Here is a 15,817-nt window from a genome sequence, read left to right on the forward strand (position 1 = left end):
TTATCGATTCATAGATACTAAAAACTCTTCATTGGTTCTTGTACCTTTCATTTGTTGTTGTAAGAATTCCATGGCTTCTACCGAATTCATATCGGACATGTGCTTGCGCAATATCCAAACTCGTTGTAATACCGCAGGATCCATCAATAAATCTTCACGACGAGTACCCGATGCGGTTACATCGATAGATGGATAAATACGACGGTTAGACAATTTACGGTCTAACTGTAATTCCATATTACCCGTTCCTTTAAATTCTTCAAAAATCACCTCATCCATTTTTGATCCTGTCTCAATTAATGCCGTAGCAATGATGGTCAAAGACCCTCCGTTCTCCACATTACGAGCCGCACCAAAGAAACGCTTGGGCTTATGCAAAGCATTGGCATCCACTCCACCAGATAATATCTTACCAGAAGATGGAACCACCGTATTATAAGCACGGGCCAAACGAGTGATGGAATCCAATAAAATAACCACATCATGACCACATTCAACCATACGTTTTGCCTTTTCCAAAACAATGCTGGCTACTTTCACATGGCGCTCTGCCTGTTCATCAAATGTCGAAGAAATAACCTCCGCACGAACAGAACGTTGCATATCAGTTACCTCTTCTGGACGTTCATCGATCAACAAAATAATCAAATAAACCTCAGGGTGATTACGAGAAATAGCATTAGCAATATCCTTTAATAAGACGGTCTTACCTGTCTTAGGCTGTGCCACAATCATGCCACGCTGCCCTTTACCAATCGGTGCAAAAAGATCCAAAATACGCGTAGAATAATTGTCTGCTGAAGTAGACAAATTCAACTTTTCTTCAGGAAATAAGGGTGTCAGGTATTCAAAATTGATTCGGTCACGAATCTCATCCGTAGTTTTACCATTCACCGTTTCAATCTTCAATAAAGCAAAGTACTTCTCTCCTTCTTTCGGAGGACGAATCGTTCCTTTAATCGTATCTCCTGTTTTCAAACCAAACATTTTGATTTGAGAAGGTGATACATAAATATCATCTGGTGAGGCTAAATAGTTATAATCAGAAGAACGCATAAACCCGTATCCTCCCTCTTGCATGATTTCCAAAACACCCTCGTTTTCAATCAAACCATCCAATTCCTTGATAACTTGATTGTAATTAGAGCGTTTGAAATGAGGCTGCGGAGTCACAGATGTCTCTTCTTTCGGCAATTTCTTTAAATCCTCAGGACTTCCTTGCGCTGAACGAGCCTCCGCACCATTTTCTTCCCCAGTAACAAAAGAAGTATCTACCAAAAACTCATCCGCAGGGATGATGGCATCGTATTCAATGGGTTCTTCAACTTGAGTGGCTACAGGTGTTGAAACTTGTTCTGGCTGGATATTAACAATCGGTGCAGCTTCATCTAGTTGGAAACTAGGCGTTGAACCATCTTGATCTTCTCCAGTTTTTTTAATTCTTTGCCTTTTCGGGCGCTCAGTAGCAGGTAAATCTTCTTGTACTTTTTTTACTCTCCTGATCGGTTTCTCTTCCATAAAATGGGAAATGATGAATCTTAAATGAATAACAGTCCCGATTCCTTTTCAAAAGGATTTTGTGATATGCCCAAAAGCAGATTATCTACAAAATTGTGAAACTAACAATAGATGGAATGGAATCTGGAATATTGAATAGAGCGCTTACGATATTGAAGCGCAGTGCAATACTACGTCACATCGCTGAATTTGTCAAGCCTTTTCTAAGTTTTTTACACGTTTAATCAATATTTTGGACAAAATTGGGGGATATCTATAGTATTTACCCGCTAGGGCTCATTATTTTTGTACTTTTATTGCCTGATTATCATGAGCAACATCCAACAATATTTAGTCGATCAATTAGAAATCCGTCGGAAAAGTGGCCTTTTACGAAGCCTGCAACGCGTGGATAATTTCATTGATTTTTGCTCCAACGACTACTTGGGTCTCGCCAAAAACAATGAACTAAATCAGCTGATTATCAAAGATTTTGCAATTTGGTTGGAACAAAACAAAGGACAAATTCCCATCAATGGAGCAACGGGTTCTCGACTTATTTCTGGCAACAATTCCCTAATTGAAAAATTTGAACACGCCTGTGCTCACATGCACCAAGCTGAATCAGCCTTACTCTTTGGCTCAGGCTTTGAAGCAAACCTAGGTTTACTTTCTTCCATTAGTCAAGATGATCATATTATTTTTTGTGATCAACTCCTTCATGCTAGCATCATCGATGGAATACGATTAGGAAAGGGGAAAAAAGTCATATTTAAACATAACGACTGGAAAACATTAGCTAAGGAATTAGCCCAATATCCTAATCAAACCAAATGGGTAGTGGTGGAATCCATTTATTCCATGGATGGAGATCAAGCTCCTCTCCAGAAATTGATTGAACTAAAACAGCTCTACGACTTCGAATTAATTATCGATGAAGCCCATTCAGGTGGGGTTTATGGCCATCTTGGAGCTGGATTGGTCCAAGAACTAGGCCTCGTCGATCAGGTTTTTGCTCGTGTTATCACCTTTGGAAAAGCTTGGGGAAATGCAGGTGCCGTGGTTTTGGGCTCTCAAGCTTTAAGACAATACCTCATCAATTTTGCACGCTCCTTCATCTATTCTACTGCCCCCACACCAGCCCATGTATCTGCCTTAAACACTACCTTGCATTTCATCCAACAACAGGATGAACTTCGAGAAAAATTAAAGAAAAACATCGCATTTTTTCATTCACATACGTCTCATCCCCATTGGGGGAAAAGCCAGAGTGCCATACAAACTTTCTTGGTCCCTGGTAATCAAGAAGTTAGACGCATCGCCCAAATAGCCCAAGAAAAAGGCTTCGGATTAAAACCTATCGTTTATCCAACTGTTCCAAAAGAAGAAGAACGCATTCGAATTACCTTAAGTGCCTTGACACAACAGCAAGACATGCTTGATTTAATTCAACTACTAGAATCAAACTTATGAGCCAGACCGTCATTGTAGCAGGGATTGGAACAGAAATTGGAAAAACTGTCGTTTCTGCTATCCTAACTAAAGCCCTCCAGGCCGATTATTGGAAACCCATTCAATCAGGAGATTTAGAGCAAGGAGATGCCTATTGGATTCAACAATGGGTAAAACATCCCAATCTCACGATTTGGCCTTCCACGTATCGACTTAGCCAGCCTTTGTCTCCCCATACTGCTGCTGAATTGGATGGAATCACTATTCAGATGGATCTATTTAAAAAACCCAACAGCCCTCGTGCATTGGTGATTGAATTAGCAGGAGGATTGATGGTTCCCATCAATGATCATCAAACCAATTTGGACTTAATACAATCCTTAGACGCTCCTGTCATTTTAGTAAGTAAAAATTACCTTGGAAGCATCAACCATACGTTGATGAGCTTTGAAATGCTAAAACAAAAAGGCATCCCAATCGTAGGAATTGTTTTTAATGGCCCAGAAAATCCTTCAGGAGAAAAATTTATACTCAACTACACCCAATTGCCCTTACTTTTGTGTGTTCATGAAGAACAAAAAATAGATGACACTATCATAAATCAGTATGCCCAACAAGTCAAGCTATAATTCTTACGTTCAACGAGATGCTGCCGTTATTTGGCATCCATTCACCCAACACCAGATTGAACCATTTTCCATCCCCATTACAAGGGGTGAAGGTTGCTGGTTATATGGAGAAAATGAGGAAAAATACTTGGATGCTATCAGTTCTTGGTGGGTCAACATCCATGGGCATGGGCATCCATATTTGGCACAAAAAATCTACGAACAAGCCCTTAAAATTGAACAAGTCATCTTTGCCGGCTTTACTCATGAACCTGCCATCACCTTGTCGGAAAGGCTCTTAAGTCATTTACCCAAGCATTTCCAAAAAGTGTTTTTCTCCGATAATGGAAGTACTTCCGTGGAAGTAGGTGTCAAAATGGCCCTGCAATTTTTCCATAATCAAGGAAATACCAAAAAGAGAAAAATCATAGCCCTACAAGACGCCTATCACGGAGATACCTTCGGTGCGATGAGCTTAGGGGCTCCTAGCTCTTTCAATGCTCCCTTTCAAGACATGTTGTTCGAAGTGGAGTTCATCTCCCAACCCAATGACCCCGAGGCCTGCATTCTGGACATGAAATCCAAGTTAACCTCAGCCCCAGATGAATATGCTGCCTTTATTTTTGAACCACTGGTTCAAGGAGCAGGTGGAATGCTCATGTATGAGGCTAGCACACTTGATGCTTTAATTCGATTAGCGCATGAACATGGTTTATTATGCATTGCAGATGAAATCATGACGGGATTTGGCAGAACTGGAAAATGGTTTGCCATGGATTATTTACAAGAAAAACCCGATATAGTTTGTTTGTCCAAAGGATTAACGGGTGGAATGATGGCCATGGGAGTAACTTGCTGTTCCAATGAACTGTTCGATAGTTTTTTATCCAATGACCGTAAAAAGACGTTGTTTCATTCTCATTCTTTCACCGCCAACCCATTGGCATGTGCCGCAGCCAATGCGAGTTTAGATTTAATGGAAAAGGAAGAAACTTGGATCAATATTCAACGAATCATGCTTTCTCATCAACAATGGGCTGATTCCCAGCGCAAGCACCCTATTTTACACAACATTCGTCAACAAGGAACCATCTTAGCCTTGGATTTGCAGGTTGGAGAAGCTACAGGATACATGCATCCATTACGTGATATCGCCTACCAGTATTTCATAAAAAAAGGGATCTTATTAAGACCCCTAGGAAATACATTGTATATTTTGGCTCCTTATTGCATCAAAAATGAGGAATTAACGCTCATTTATCAGGCATTGGAAGCATTCGCAGAAGAACTGCGACTTACTTATTAATCTTTAAAGACTGCCAAGAAACCATTTGCCAACGGCCATTTTCAAAGATAAAAATGTCCGTAAATTTCAAACGGTTCACAGGTAAAAAAGCTCCATCTTTTTTATTCGTCACGTTTACGATACCCGAATTGATACCAACATTGCCATAAACTCGTTGCGTAAATTCCTCTGGTTCAATGATGGCATAAATGGATTTTTGAGAAACAATGGATTCAATGTAAGAAGCCTTGGTATCTTGGGTACCAGAAGAATGAATATAGACCAAGTCTTTGTGCAATACTTTGTCCAATCCAGCACCATCTTGGGCTACCATGATTTTAAATCGGTTCAACTCCGCCTCTCTCAAAGAGTTCACATCTGCTTTCTGTGCCATAAGGTAAAAGGTCGTGCAAAAGCACGCGAATGTTAATAATAGGTTTTTCATAATTCGTTTTTTAAACATAAAAACAATATTCATCAATTTCTTACTCAAAATCAAAATCTAAAATCAAATCCGCCGCTTTTTCTGCAATAGCCATTACCGCCGCATTGGTATTTCCCGCCACTAAATCTGGCATCACCGAGGCGTCTGCTACCCGCAGTCCCTTCAAGCCACGCACCCTCATATTCGATGGATCTACCACGGCATCTTGATCTGTTCCCATTTTACACGTTCCCACGGGATGATACACACATTCCAATGCTTGCTGTATATGATGTAAAATAAAGTCATCTGACCAATCAGACCCAGCTGGATAATTGACTTGATCATTCAAACGTAAGGGTTCAAAGGCCGAGGATAACATAATTTCCTTTGCCATCTTAACTCCTCGCACTAAAGTGGCTAAATCTTCTCCTCTTTCATCTGTTAAAAATTGAGGATCAATTAATGGGGCATCCCAAGGGTTGGAGGAATGTAAACCTACATAACCCCTACTTTTAGGTTTCAATAAAGTAGGCAAAACCGTAAATCCATCAGATAAAGGCAGGTTATTTTTGTCGTACAAATCATATGCCCAAGCAGAAGAAAAATGAAATTGCAAATCGGGCCGTTCGGATTGATTCACAGAATCAAAAAAAGCACAAGCTTCCAAAGGGCTAGAAGATAATGGTCCTTGATGACTCATCAAATAGGTCGCAAAATTCTTCAAATTCAGTGCCGTATTATACGATTCACCTTGAGTCTTGGCTCGGGTATTCATATTGATAAATACGTGATCCGACAGATTTTGGCCTACTGTAGGCAAGTCATGCCGACGATCTATTCCAAAAGATTTCAAATAGGATTTATCTCCAATGCCCGACAAAAGCATGATTTGCGGACTTTGAAAAGAACCCGCAGACAAAATAACGTCTTTACTTGCCCGGTATTCCGTCAAATTCTTCGCTCCACGATAATATCCTTGAACTCCTAACACCTTTTCTCCTTCCATGATTAAGGATGCCACATGGAACTGACTGATGATTTTCAAATTGGATCTTTTCAAAGCCGGTTCTATGAAGCCTTTAGCCGCTGAACTACGCACACCATCTTGTATATTAAATTGAAAATAGCCTGCCCCAACCTGTTTTTCTCCATTAAAATCAACATTTTCCGGTATCCCAACCTCTTGACATGCCTCTACAAAAGCCTTCCCAAAAGGGCTAATATGTACCGCATTACTTACGGTAACAGGGCCATCATGACCATGATAGTCATTCGTAAAAAAAGTATTTCTTTCCGATTTTTTAAAATAAGGTAACAAATCTTGGTATGCCCAACCTGCACATCCACCCGCTGCCCAATCATCAAAATCTGCAGCATTACCTCGGATATAAGCCATGCAATTAATGGCGCTACTTCCTCCTATGGTTTTCCCCCTTGGCTGGTAAATTTTTCTACCTTGAAGCATGGCTTGTGGCTCAGTATAAAAGTTCCAATCCAAATGGCTCTTTTGTAGCAAGGAGTAGGCAGAAGGCATTTCCACGCGAGGATCTCGGTTATTAATCCCTGCTTCCACCAACAAAACGGAGATATTGGGATTAGCAGATAGTCGGTTGGCTAAAACACAACCCGCTGTTCCTGCACCCACAATGATGTAGTCAAAACTAGACATAATTTAAATAGGTCGATTGGTATTATTTTCCTGAATTTCAATAATTTTACGCAAAAACCACGCAATAATGACCTATTTTAATACCTACTTAACTCTTGGCCTTCAGCATATATTAAATATTCAAGCTTTAGATCATTTACTCTTCATCTTATCACTTACCTGTATTTACCGATTTTCAGACAGTAAAAATCTTTTCTTTCTCATTACAGCATTTACCCTAGGTCATTCGTTGACTTTGGCATTAGCTACCTTAGGATGGATTCAAGTATCCATGCATTGGATTGAATTCTTGATTCCTTGCACCATCCTACTTTCAGCCATTGGGAATTTTAGTTTCAAAGATTCAGGACTAAAGAAGCAAGAGAACTCCACGTTAAAATATGTATTGGTTGGAATTTTTGGATTAATTCATGGATTGGGTTTTTCCAATTACCTGCAAAGTTTATTGGGTAAAGAAAGCTCCATCGTTGGTCCTTTATTTGCCTTTAATGTTGGCTTAGAAATTGGTCAAATCGTGGTAGTGGTCAGTATTCTACTCATTTCCAGCTCGTTGATTCGTCTAAGCAAAATCAACATGTCTTCTTGGGTACTGGTCATTTCTGGTGTCGTGATAGGCCTAGTAATCCCCATGATTTTGGAGAGATGGTAAAAAAAATGCCTCCCTTTAGAGAGGCATTTCGATTGTTATTTTATATTGACTAGAAATCTTCATCTAAGCTGAAAGACATGGTGTCTTTATCCGACATAACACCTGATTTTTGATATTCAGCTACACGTTTTTCAAAGAAATTGGTTTTACCTTGTAAAGAAATCATTTCCATGAAATCAAATGGGTTAGTTGCATTATAAAACTTCTTGCATCCTAGGGAAACCAACAATCGGTCAGCCACAAACTCGATGTACTGACACATCAAATCGGCATTCATACCGATCAAGGAAACAGGTAAAGCTAACGTCACGAATTCCTTTTCAATCTCAACGGCATTTGTGATAATTTCATAAACACGCTCTTGAGATACTTTATTTTTAATGTGATCCGTGTATAACAAACAAGCAAAATCACAGTGCAAACCTTCGTCGCGAGAAATCAACTCATTGGAAAAAGATAAACCTGGCATTAAACCACGTTTCTTTAACCAGAAAATAGAACAGAATGACCCAGAGAAAAAGATACCCTCTACCGCAGCAAAGGAAATCAAACGCTCGACAAAGCTATCGCTCTCAATCCACTTCAATGCCCACTCCGCTTTTTTCTTAACACAATCGATGGTTTCAATGGCTCTCAACAAACGATCTTTCTCTTTAGGCTCTTGAATGTAGGTATCAATCAACAAGGAATATGTTTCCGAGTGAATGTTTTCCATCATGATTTGAAAACCATAAAAGCATTTAGCCTCCGCATATTGAACCTCTTTCAAAAAGTTGTTGGCTAGATTCTCATTGACGATTCCATCTGAAGCGGCGAAAAATGCCAAAACATGAGAAATAAAATGACGCTCTCCATCATTCATTTTCTTCCAATCCGCTAAATCTTGTTGCAAATCAATTTCCTCTGCAGTCCAAAAAGAAGCTTCCGCTTGTTTATAAAACTTCCAAATATCGTTGTGTTTAATAGGGAAAAGTACGAATCGGTTGGGGTCTTCCACCAAAAGAGGTTCAGTCATTGTTAGGTTAGATGATTAGGGTAAAACATTATTTCGAAATTAAGCATTTATGCGTGAAAAAAATGGAGATTCATCATTAAAAAAATGAAAATTCTCAGATTCTCTCAGCATAGCCTATTTCAAGCTAGTATACCTTTAAATCAGTAAAAATGTTTTGAAAATTAAAAGAAAAAACCTCCTACTTGTACCACTAAAGCTGAGCCATAGGGTGAGACTTTCCCAGAAGATGAGCTATAATTTAAGTCATACATGACAGACAAGTTAATTCCCAACTTAGAACCTATCCCGATTCCTACTAATACCGGATTGGAATATCCATAATAATTGCTGGCATTACTGTCTGACAAATTAGAATAGTTTTCTACTTGACCCACTAAATAACTCTGACCCAATAAGGCTGTCAAAGTGGGTATATACTGACGGATAAAAATACGTTCTCCTAGTAGATTACTGGTTAGTTTTCCTATATTTCCTCCATAATTAACGGAATAGTACTGGTAGGTCAAGCCTACACCGGCTATGGTATTATTAGCCAATTGATAGCCTACCATAGGAGAAACACCAATGCTGGTTGGGTTTCCAAAACTCAAACCCGACAATCCACCACCGAAATGCAATCGTTGACGAAACGTTAACTCGCTTACATCGGGTTCTACATCCAAATCTCCCTTGGCTCCATCCTCTTTAATGACCACGGGATCTTGAGCATGTGATTCAAATACGACACCGACACTGATTAAAAAACAAAGTAAGAATATATGTTTCATGAATTTTTTTTGAGTAAAAACGAAAAAAATGATGGATTATGATTTTGAAAATACGATTAACAAAATTAAAGGATAATTTTGTTATATGAATCATCCGAATTCGAGTTTGGTAGCCAAGCAGGGAATAGAAAATTTAGACCCTAGAACACACATCATCATCAAAGGTGCCCGTGTCCATAATTTAAAAAATTTGGATGTCGCCATTCCTCGTAATCAATTAGTCGTCATTACAGGATTATCTGGCTCAGGAAAATCTTCGTTGGCCTTTGATACCCTTTTTGCCGAAGGTCAACGCATGTACGTGGAAAGTCTAAATAGCTATGCCCGCCAATTTTTAGGCCGCATGGAAAAACCCGCCGTTGATTACATTCGGGGCGTTTCTCCTGCCATAGCCATTGAGCAAAAAGTCAATACCAAAAACCCTAGATCCACCGTTGGTACTACCACCGAAATATATGATTACCTCAAATTACTCTTTGCCCGAATCGGAAAAACGTATTCTCCCATTTCAGGTTTAGAAGTCAAAAAAGATTCCGTGTCGGTGATTGTGGATTGGATCATGAAATTCCCACAAAAGAAAGTCATCATCTTGGCGCCTTTGCTCCGCCATGAAGGCCGTGGCCTGAAGAACGAATGCCAATTATTAATTCAAAAAGGGTACACTCGTTTAAAATTAGGAGATGACATTTTGAATTTGGAGGAGCTGGTAGAGGATGATGCTTTATTGAAAAAAATAGATAAAAACTCGGCCGACTTAGCCATATTGGTAGACCGACTTATTAGTAAAGCCGATGATGAGGAAACTCAATTCCGACTAGGTGATTCGGTACAAACTGCCTATTTTGAAGGCGAAGGGATTTGCTGGGTTGAATTAGAAGGTCAAAAAAGGAAAGTCTTCTCCGATAAATTTGAATTGGATGGTATCGCATTTGAAGAACCAAGCTTAAACCTGTTCTCCTTCAATAATCCCTATGGGGCATGTAAAAATTGTGAAGGTTATGGCAAAGTGTTAGGCTTAGATCCTGATTTAGTCTTTCCTGATACAGAACTTTCTATCTATGAAGGAGCCATAGCACCTTGGAGAAGTGAACGAATGAGCGAATGGCTCTATCCTTTAATTCGCAATGGTGTGAGCTTTGATTTCCCTATCCATCGGCCCTACAAAGACCTAACGGATCAAGAGAAAAAATTACTTTGGACAGGAAATAAGTACTTTGCAGGATTAACTCAATTCTTTGAGCATCTAGAAAAAGAAACCTATAAAATCCAATACCGTGTTTTGCTTTCCCGTTACCGAGGCAAGACCAATTGCCCAGAATGTTTGGGTTCACGATTAAGAAAAGATGCTGCCTATGTCAAAATTCATGGGCATTCCATCATCGATATGGTGCTTTGGCCCATTGCGAAAGTCAAAAGCTTTTTTGATGAAGTTCAATTCAATGAAGCAGACCAACAAGTAGCCCGGCGGATTTTAATCGAGATTAAAAATCGACTGGATTATATGAATCGGGTGGGTTTGGGTTATTTAACCCTGAATCGACTAAGCTCTACCCTATCGGGAGGAGAATTTCAGCGCATCAAATTGGCAACTTCTCTGGGAAGTGCTTTGGTAGGTTCCATGTACATTCTGGACGAACCTAGCATAGGTCTCCATCCAAGGGACACGCAAAGACTCATTTCTGTCTTGCTGATGCTCAAACAAATGGGGAATACGGTTATCGTGGTAGAACATGAGGAAGATATCATGCGGGCAGCTGATCAGATCATTGATATTGGTCCAGAAGCAGGTCGACATGGGGGAGAACTCATGTTCCAAGGAAATTTAGAAGAAGCCTTAACGAGACATGATCTGACTAGCCATACCATGCAATTTTTGCAGGGAAAGGATCGAATCGAAATTCCCAGCTTCCGCAGAAAGAGTTTGGCTCACATTGAAATCATTGGAGCCAGTGAAAATAATTTAAGAAATGTCTCAGTAAAGATTCCATTAGGGATATTGACAGTGGTTACTGGAGTCAGCGGATCTGGCAAATCAACTTTGATTCGTAAGATTTTATATCCTGCCTTATTACGTCAATTACAATTAGGAACCGAAGAAACTGGGAAATTCAAAGAATTAAAAGGAAGTGTTTCCCAAATTGCTAGCGTGGAAATGGTGGATCAACAACCCATCGGTAAATCTTCTCGTTCTAACCCAGTCACCTATATTAAAGCCTATGATGCCATTCGTGCCTTATATGCTGAGTTACCTCTAGCCAAAACAAGAGGGTATAAACCCTCCCATTTCTCTTTCAATGTAGAAGGTGGTCGTTGTGAAACTTGCCAAGGGGAAGGAGAAATCACCATTGAAATGCAATTCATGGCCGACATTAAATTAGTCTGTGAATCATGTCAAGGGAGTAGATTTAAGCAAGAAATATTGGATGTCAAATTCCAAGACAAGCATATTGCTGATATTCTGGATATGACGGTGGAGGAAGGTGTGGAGTTTTTCAAAAGCAAAACGCCCAAAATCGCAGAAAAAATTGATCCATTGTTTCAAGTTGGGCTTGGTTATATCAAATTAGGACAGTCATCGAATTCCTTATCTGGTGGCGAAGCTCAGCGCGTGAAATTGGCCAGTTTTTTAGGAAAAGGAAATCCAAACAAAGGGAAGACCCTATTTATTTTTGATGAACCAACTACTGGTTTACACTTTCATGATATCAAAAAACTGTTAAAAGCCTTAAATGATTTGGTGGAGCAAGGCGACAGTGTCATCATCATTGAGCATAACATGGAGGTGATTAAATGCGCTGATCATATCATCGATTTGGGACCTGATGGTGGTGAAGCTGGGGGACAAATATGTTTTGAAGGTAGTCCTGAAGAAATGGTCAAATTGGAGAATAATCCCACGGCTTACTATTTAAGTCAAAAAATACTAGGCAAAAAACTGTAAGTTTACGCTATGTTTTCTCCAGAAATACTACAATCCTTACCACAGAAGCTAGATGGAATCAGCCAAGGACTTTCCCTGATGATACCTGAGTTACTACTCTGTGTTTGGATTTTAGTTGGGATTTTTGCCGAATTATTCCTTCATGGAAGATCGAATAAATTCTCCACTTCTTGGCGATATTTCATCACCCAAATTGGCCTATTATTAGCCTTTGTTCTGGCTATTCAACGCATGAAAACAGGCATGACGGGATTTGCCTCTTTTTCTTTTTTCTGGATCAATGCTGGCAGTAATTCCATCAATGCCTTACTCTTATTTTTGGCCATCGTGTTAATATTGGTCAATCAAGCCCAACAAAAAAGCTTTCAATTTGAGGAGAAAATGGGCTTTTTGTCCATTTTAGGAGGAGCCCTTTTGGTTTCCATCAGTAGCCATTGGCTCAGTATCTTTTTGAGTATTGAATGGATGTCTTTGGGTACCTACTTGTTAGTAGGAATTCGAAAAGACGCCGAGGGTTCCAGAGCCATATTGCCCTATGTGTTATTTGGTTTGGCTAGTACAGCTCTATTACTGTATGGAATTTCCTTCGTATATGGTATTACGGAAACCATGCATATAACTAGTCCTGAATTTAGTCGGGGACTAGCTACAGCGGATCCATATTTAGTCGGACTTGCTCTCACCTTGGTGTCTAGCTCCTTATTATTCAAATTAGCTTGGGCTCCTTTTCATCCTTGGAGTCCGGATGTGATTGAAAGTTTACCTGCGTCTTGGATGACTTGGATTTCGACAGCCCCTAAAATAGCTATTACATTTTTAGGTATTCGACTGCTTCATTTTATTCCCATGTCACTAGAGGTTCCTATTGCATTTCTAGCTATTCTGACCTTATTGGTAGGAAATTTAGGAGCTTTAGGACAGCAAAATAGCAAAAGACTTCTCGCCTATTCCGGTATTGCACATGGTGGATTTATGGCCATGGCTTGGTTATTTCCCATTCAGCAAGCCACTGAAGTGCTCTTGTTCTATTCTTTAATATATGGCTTGAGCAGCTTATTAGTATTTTATTTAATCGATGAATCACCTTCAAGCCCCTACAAATCCAATGATCTGGAGCAATGGAGTGGATTGGCAAAAAGCCGACCATTGGCTTCCATATTTTTATTGATAGGAATGGTTGCTTTGGCTGGCTTACCTCCTGCGGGAAGCTTCATCGCTAAGGTCACTTATTTTTCTTTTTTATGGGAAAAATACCAAAATAGCTCTCAAATGTTAACCTTGATTTTGTTGTTAACGGCTATTTTAACCACGGCACTTGGAATTTTCTATTATTTAAAGATTCCATACCAAATTTATTTCAAGAAAAAAGCACAAGAAGATCGTGTAAATATTTGGAACGAAAATGGAAATATGTGGGTTTATGCGGTATTGGTGGGATTAATTTTAGGAAGCTTTCTAGCTCCAACGGTGGTTTGGGAATTCTTAAAATAAGGAAATAAATAATGGACATTTCCGTTGAGCCATCATTTTTATTACTTAGTTTTGTATTCGATTTTGAGATAAAACCTCTTCTGAAACGCACACCCAATGTCTGATTCAATAAAGCACGAATGTGGAATTGCCCTTATTCGATTGCGCAAGCCTTTTCAGTATTATCTGGATAAATACAAAACGCCGAGCTACGGCCTGAGCAAATTGTACTTGATGATGGAAAAACAAGTCAATCGAGGTCAAGATGGAGCAGGAGTCGCCAATATCAAAATCAATGTTAATCCAGGAAACCGATACATCAGTCGGTACCGCTCAGTAGAGCCACAAGCAGTAGCCGATATCTTCGGAAAAATCAACAAAAAATTCAGGAAAGCACAAAAATTAGCCAAAGATGTTAAGCGTGAAACGGGCATTGATCCGAGTCATGATGCAGCTTGGTGGCAAGAAAATGTGGCTTTTACAGGAGAAGTATTGTTAGGTCACTTACGCTATGGTACGCATGGTCAAAATGAGATTGAAAACTGTCACCCGATGTTACGTCAAAGTAACTGGAGAAGTCGCAATTTAGTGATGGCTGGTAATTTCAACATGACCAATGTGGATGATTTATTTGACAAATTAGTTTCCTTAGGGCAGCACCCGAAAGAAAAAGTAGATACGGTCACTGTGATGGAGAAAATTGGTCACTTTTTGGATGAAGAAAACCAAAGACAATTTTTGAAATACCGCGACAAATATGAAAACCCTGAATTATCGGATATTCTAGCGGAACAAATTGATTTGGTTCGTGTATTAGAGCGTTCATGTAAAGATTTTGATGGTGGCTATGCCATGGTCGGTTTAACGGGGTATGGAGCTTCCTTTGTGGCACGTGACCCAGCGGGTATTCGTCCGGCATATTACTACATGGATGAAGAAGTGGTGGTGGTGGCTTCTGAGAAGCAAGCCATTAAAACTAGCTTTAATTGCGCTTATGACCAGATTCAAGAGATTACTCCAGGTTCAGCCTTGGTTATTGACATGGATGGCTCAGTAAAAGAAGCGCCATTCATTGACCGTCTAGAACAAAAATCTTGTTCGTTTGAGCGAATTTATTTCTCCAGAGGTTCCGATCCTGATATCTATTCAGAGCGTAAAAAATTAGGTCGATTATTGATTCCTCAAATCTTAGAAGAGGTAAATAATGACCTTAAAAACACGGTATTCTCTTATATTCCTAATACAGCAGAAACGGCATTTCTAGGCATGATTGATGGTTTAGAAGACCATTTAGCCAAAGAAAGAAAGCAGGCCATTATGGGGGGGATTCTTTTTGAAAAAGAATTGGAAGAAATGTTAACCTTCCGCCCAAGGGTAGAAAAATTGATTTCTAAAGATGTCAAAGTCCGTACTTTTATCACCAGTGATGAACAAAGGGATGACATGGTTTCTCATGTGTATGATACCACCTATGAGGTTATCAATAAAGGAGTGGATTCAGTGGTCTTGATTGATGATTCCATTGTTCGAGGAACTACGTTAGAAAAGAGTATTTTAAGTCTATTGGACAAATTATCTCCTAAGAAAATTGTCATCGTTTCATCTGCCCCACAAATCCGATACCCTGATTGTTATGGTATTGACATGTCGAAGATGAAGGAATTTGTTGCTTTTAGAGCAGCACTTGCTCTTTTAAAAGAGAGAGGTCTAGAAAATATTTTAGATGAGGTAAATTTAAAATGTTTGGTTGCTTTAGAAAATGGCACTGCCCATACGGAGAACTTCGTTAAAGCGATTTATGCACCATTTACAGACCAAGAAATTTCCAATAAAATTGCGGACATTGTTCGTCCTAAAAACATCAAAGCAGAAGTTTCTGTCATTTACCAAACGGTAGACAACTTAAATGTTGCTTGTCCAAATCATTTAGGGGATTGGTATTTTACAGGTAATTTCCCAACGCCTGGAGGAAATCAAGTAGTTAATAAAGCATTTGTCAATTTCATGAAAGGAATTGAGGTAAGAGCTTATTAAAAA

General features: G+C 39.4%; 12 protein-coding genes. 7 read left to right on the top strand and 5 right to left on the bottom strand.

Annotation, left to right across the window (positions count from 1 at the left end; genetic code table 11):
* Nucleotides 1-1,518 carry a transcription termination factor Rho gene (gene rho / locus EWU23_RS09935; RefSeq protein WP_235942197.1) on the bottom strand — a complete coding sequence of 506 codons (1,518 nt, stop codon included), beginning with the start codon at nucleotides 1,516-1,518 and terminating at the stop codon, nucleotides 1-3.
* A 309-nt stretch (nucleotides 1,519-1,827) separates the two neighbouring features.
* Between rho and EWU23_RS09940 the strand changes: the two genes are divergently transcribed.
* From EWU23_RS09940 to bioA, 3 genes are read left to right on the top strand one after another with little or no spacing between them, the layout of a single operon-like run.
* Nucleotides 1,828-2,970 (top strand): aminotransferase class I/II-fold pyridoxal phosphate-dependent enzyme, encoded by a 1,143-nt coding sequence (locus EWU23_RS09940; RefSeq protein ID WP_166231675.1) that lies wholly within the window; start codon nucleotides 1,828-1,830, stop codon nucleotides 2,968-2,970.
* Nucleotides 2,967-3,578, top strand: a complete 612-nt coding sequence (bioD, locus tag EWU23_RS09945) for a dethiobiotin synthase (protein WP_166231677.1) — start codon at nucleotides 2,967-2,969, stop codon at nucleotides 3,576-3,578. The genes EWU23_RS09940 and bioD overlap by 4 nt, the downstream gene beginning before the upstream one ends.
* A complete protein-coding gene (gene bioA, locus EWU23_RS09950; protein WP_166231679.1) occupies nucleotides 3,556-4,863 on the top strand; it encodes an adenosylmethionine--8-amino-7-oxononanoate transaminase in 1,308 nt (435 codons plus the stop codon). The genes bioD and bioA overlap by 23 nt, the downstream gene beginning before the upstream one ends.
* Here bioA and EWU23_RS09955 read toward each other — a convergent pair.
* Both EWU23_RS09955 and EWU23_RS09960 read right to left on the bottom strand, forming a co-directional pair.
* On the bottom strand, nucleotides 4,853-5,236 hold the full coding sequence (locus tag EWU23_RS09955) for a nuclear transport factor 2 family protein (protein WP_166231681.1): 384 nt from the start codon (nucleotides 5,234-5,236) through the stop codon (nucleotides 4,853-4,855). The genes bioA and EWU23_RS09955 overlap by 11 nt on opposite strands.
* Before the next feature lie 91 nt (nucleotides 5,237-5,327).
* Nucleotides 5,328-6,938, bottom strand: coding sequence for a GMC family oxidoreductase (locus EWU23_RS09960; RefSeq protein WP_166231683.1), 1,611 nt, complete (start codon nucleotides 6,936-6,938; stop codon nucleotides 5,328-5,330).
* 67 nt (nucleotides 6,939-7,005) lie between these two features.
* Here EWU23_RS09960 and EWU23_RS09965 point away from each other — a divergent pair, with 67 nt between their 5' ends.
* Nucleotides 7,006-7,587: a HupE/UreJ family protein gene (locus tag EWU23_RS09965; protein ID WP_166231685.1), complete on the top strand. Its 582-nt coding sequence runs from the start codon at nucleotides 7,006-7,008 to the stop codon at nucleotides 7,585-7,587.
* Between the two features lie 49 nt (nucleotides 7,588-7,636).
* Here the strand turns inward: EWU23_RS09965 and EWU23_RS09970 are convergent, their stop codons facing one another.
* Together EWU23_RS09970 and EWU23_RS09975 are read right to left on the bottom strand one after the other, a co-directional pair.
* Nucleotides 7,637-8,602 carry a ribonucleoside-diphosphate reductase small subunit gene (locus EWU23_RS09970; RefSeq protein ID WP_166231687.1) on the bottom strand — a complete coding sequence of 322 codons (966 nt, stop codon included), beginning with the start codon at nucleotides 8,600-8,602 and terminating at the stop codon, nucleotides 7,637-7,639.
* Between the two features lie 161 nt (nucleotides 8,603-8,763).
* On the bottom strand, nucleotides 8,764-9,369 hold the full coding sequence (locus EWU23_RS09975) for a hypothetical protein (RefSeq protein WP_166231689.1): 606 nt from the start codon (nucleotides 9,367-9,369) through the stop codon (nucleotides 8,764-8,766).
* 85 nt (nucleotides 9,370-9,454) lie between these two features.
* On the opposite strand from EWU23_RS09975, the gene uvrA reads away from it, so the two are divergent.
* From uvrA to EWU23_RS09990, 3 genes are all read left to right on the top strand, one after another.
* Nucleotides 9,455-12,310, top strand: a complete 2,856-nt coding sequence (gene uvrA, locus EWU23_RS09980) for an excinuclease ABC subunit UvrA (protein WP_166231691.1) — start codon at nucleotides 9,455-9,457, stop codon at nucleotides 12,308-12,310.
* 9 nt (nucleotides 12,311-12,319) lie between these two features.
* A complete protein-coding gene (locus tag EWU23_RS09985; protein WP_166231693.1) occupies nucleotides 12,320-13,801 on the top strand; it encodes an NADH-quinone oxidoreductase subunit N in 1,482 nt (493 codons plus the stop codon).
* Nucleotides 13,802-13,897: 96 nt separating this feature from the next.
* Nucleotides 13,898-15,814, top strand: coding sequence for an amidophosphoribosyltransferase (locus EWU23_RS09990; RefSeq protein WP_166231695.1), 1,917 nt, complete (start codon nucleotides 13,898-13,900; stop codon nucleotides 15,812-15,814).
* The last annotated feature ends 3 nt before the right edge of the window (nucleotides 15,815-15,817 follow it).

This window comes from Aquirufa beregesia, from assembly GCF_011090385.1.
In the GTDB taxonomy this organism is placed as follows: Bacteria; Bacteroidota; Bacteroidia; order Cytophagales; family Spirosomataceae; genus Aquirufa; species Aquirufa beregesia.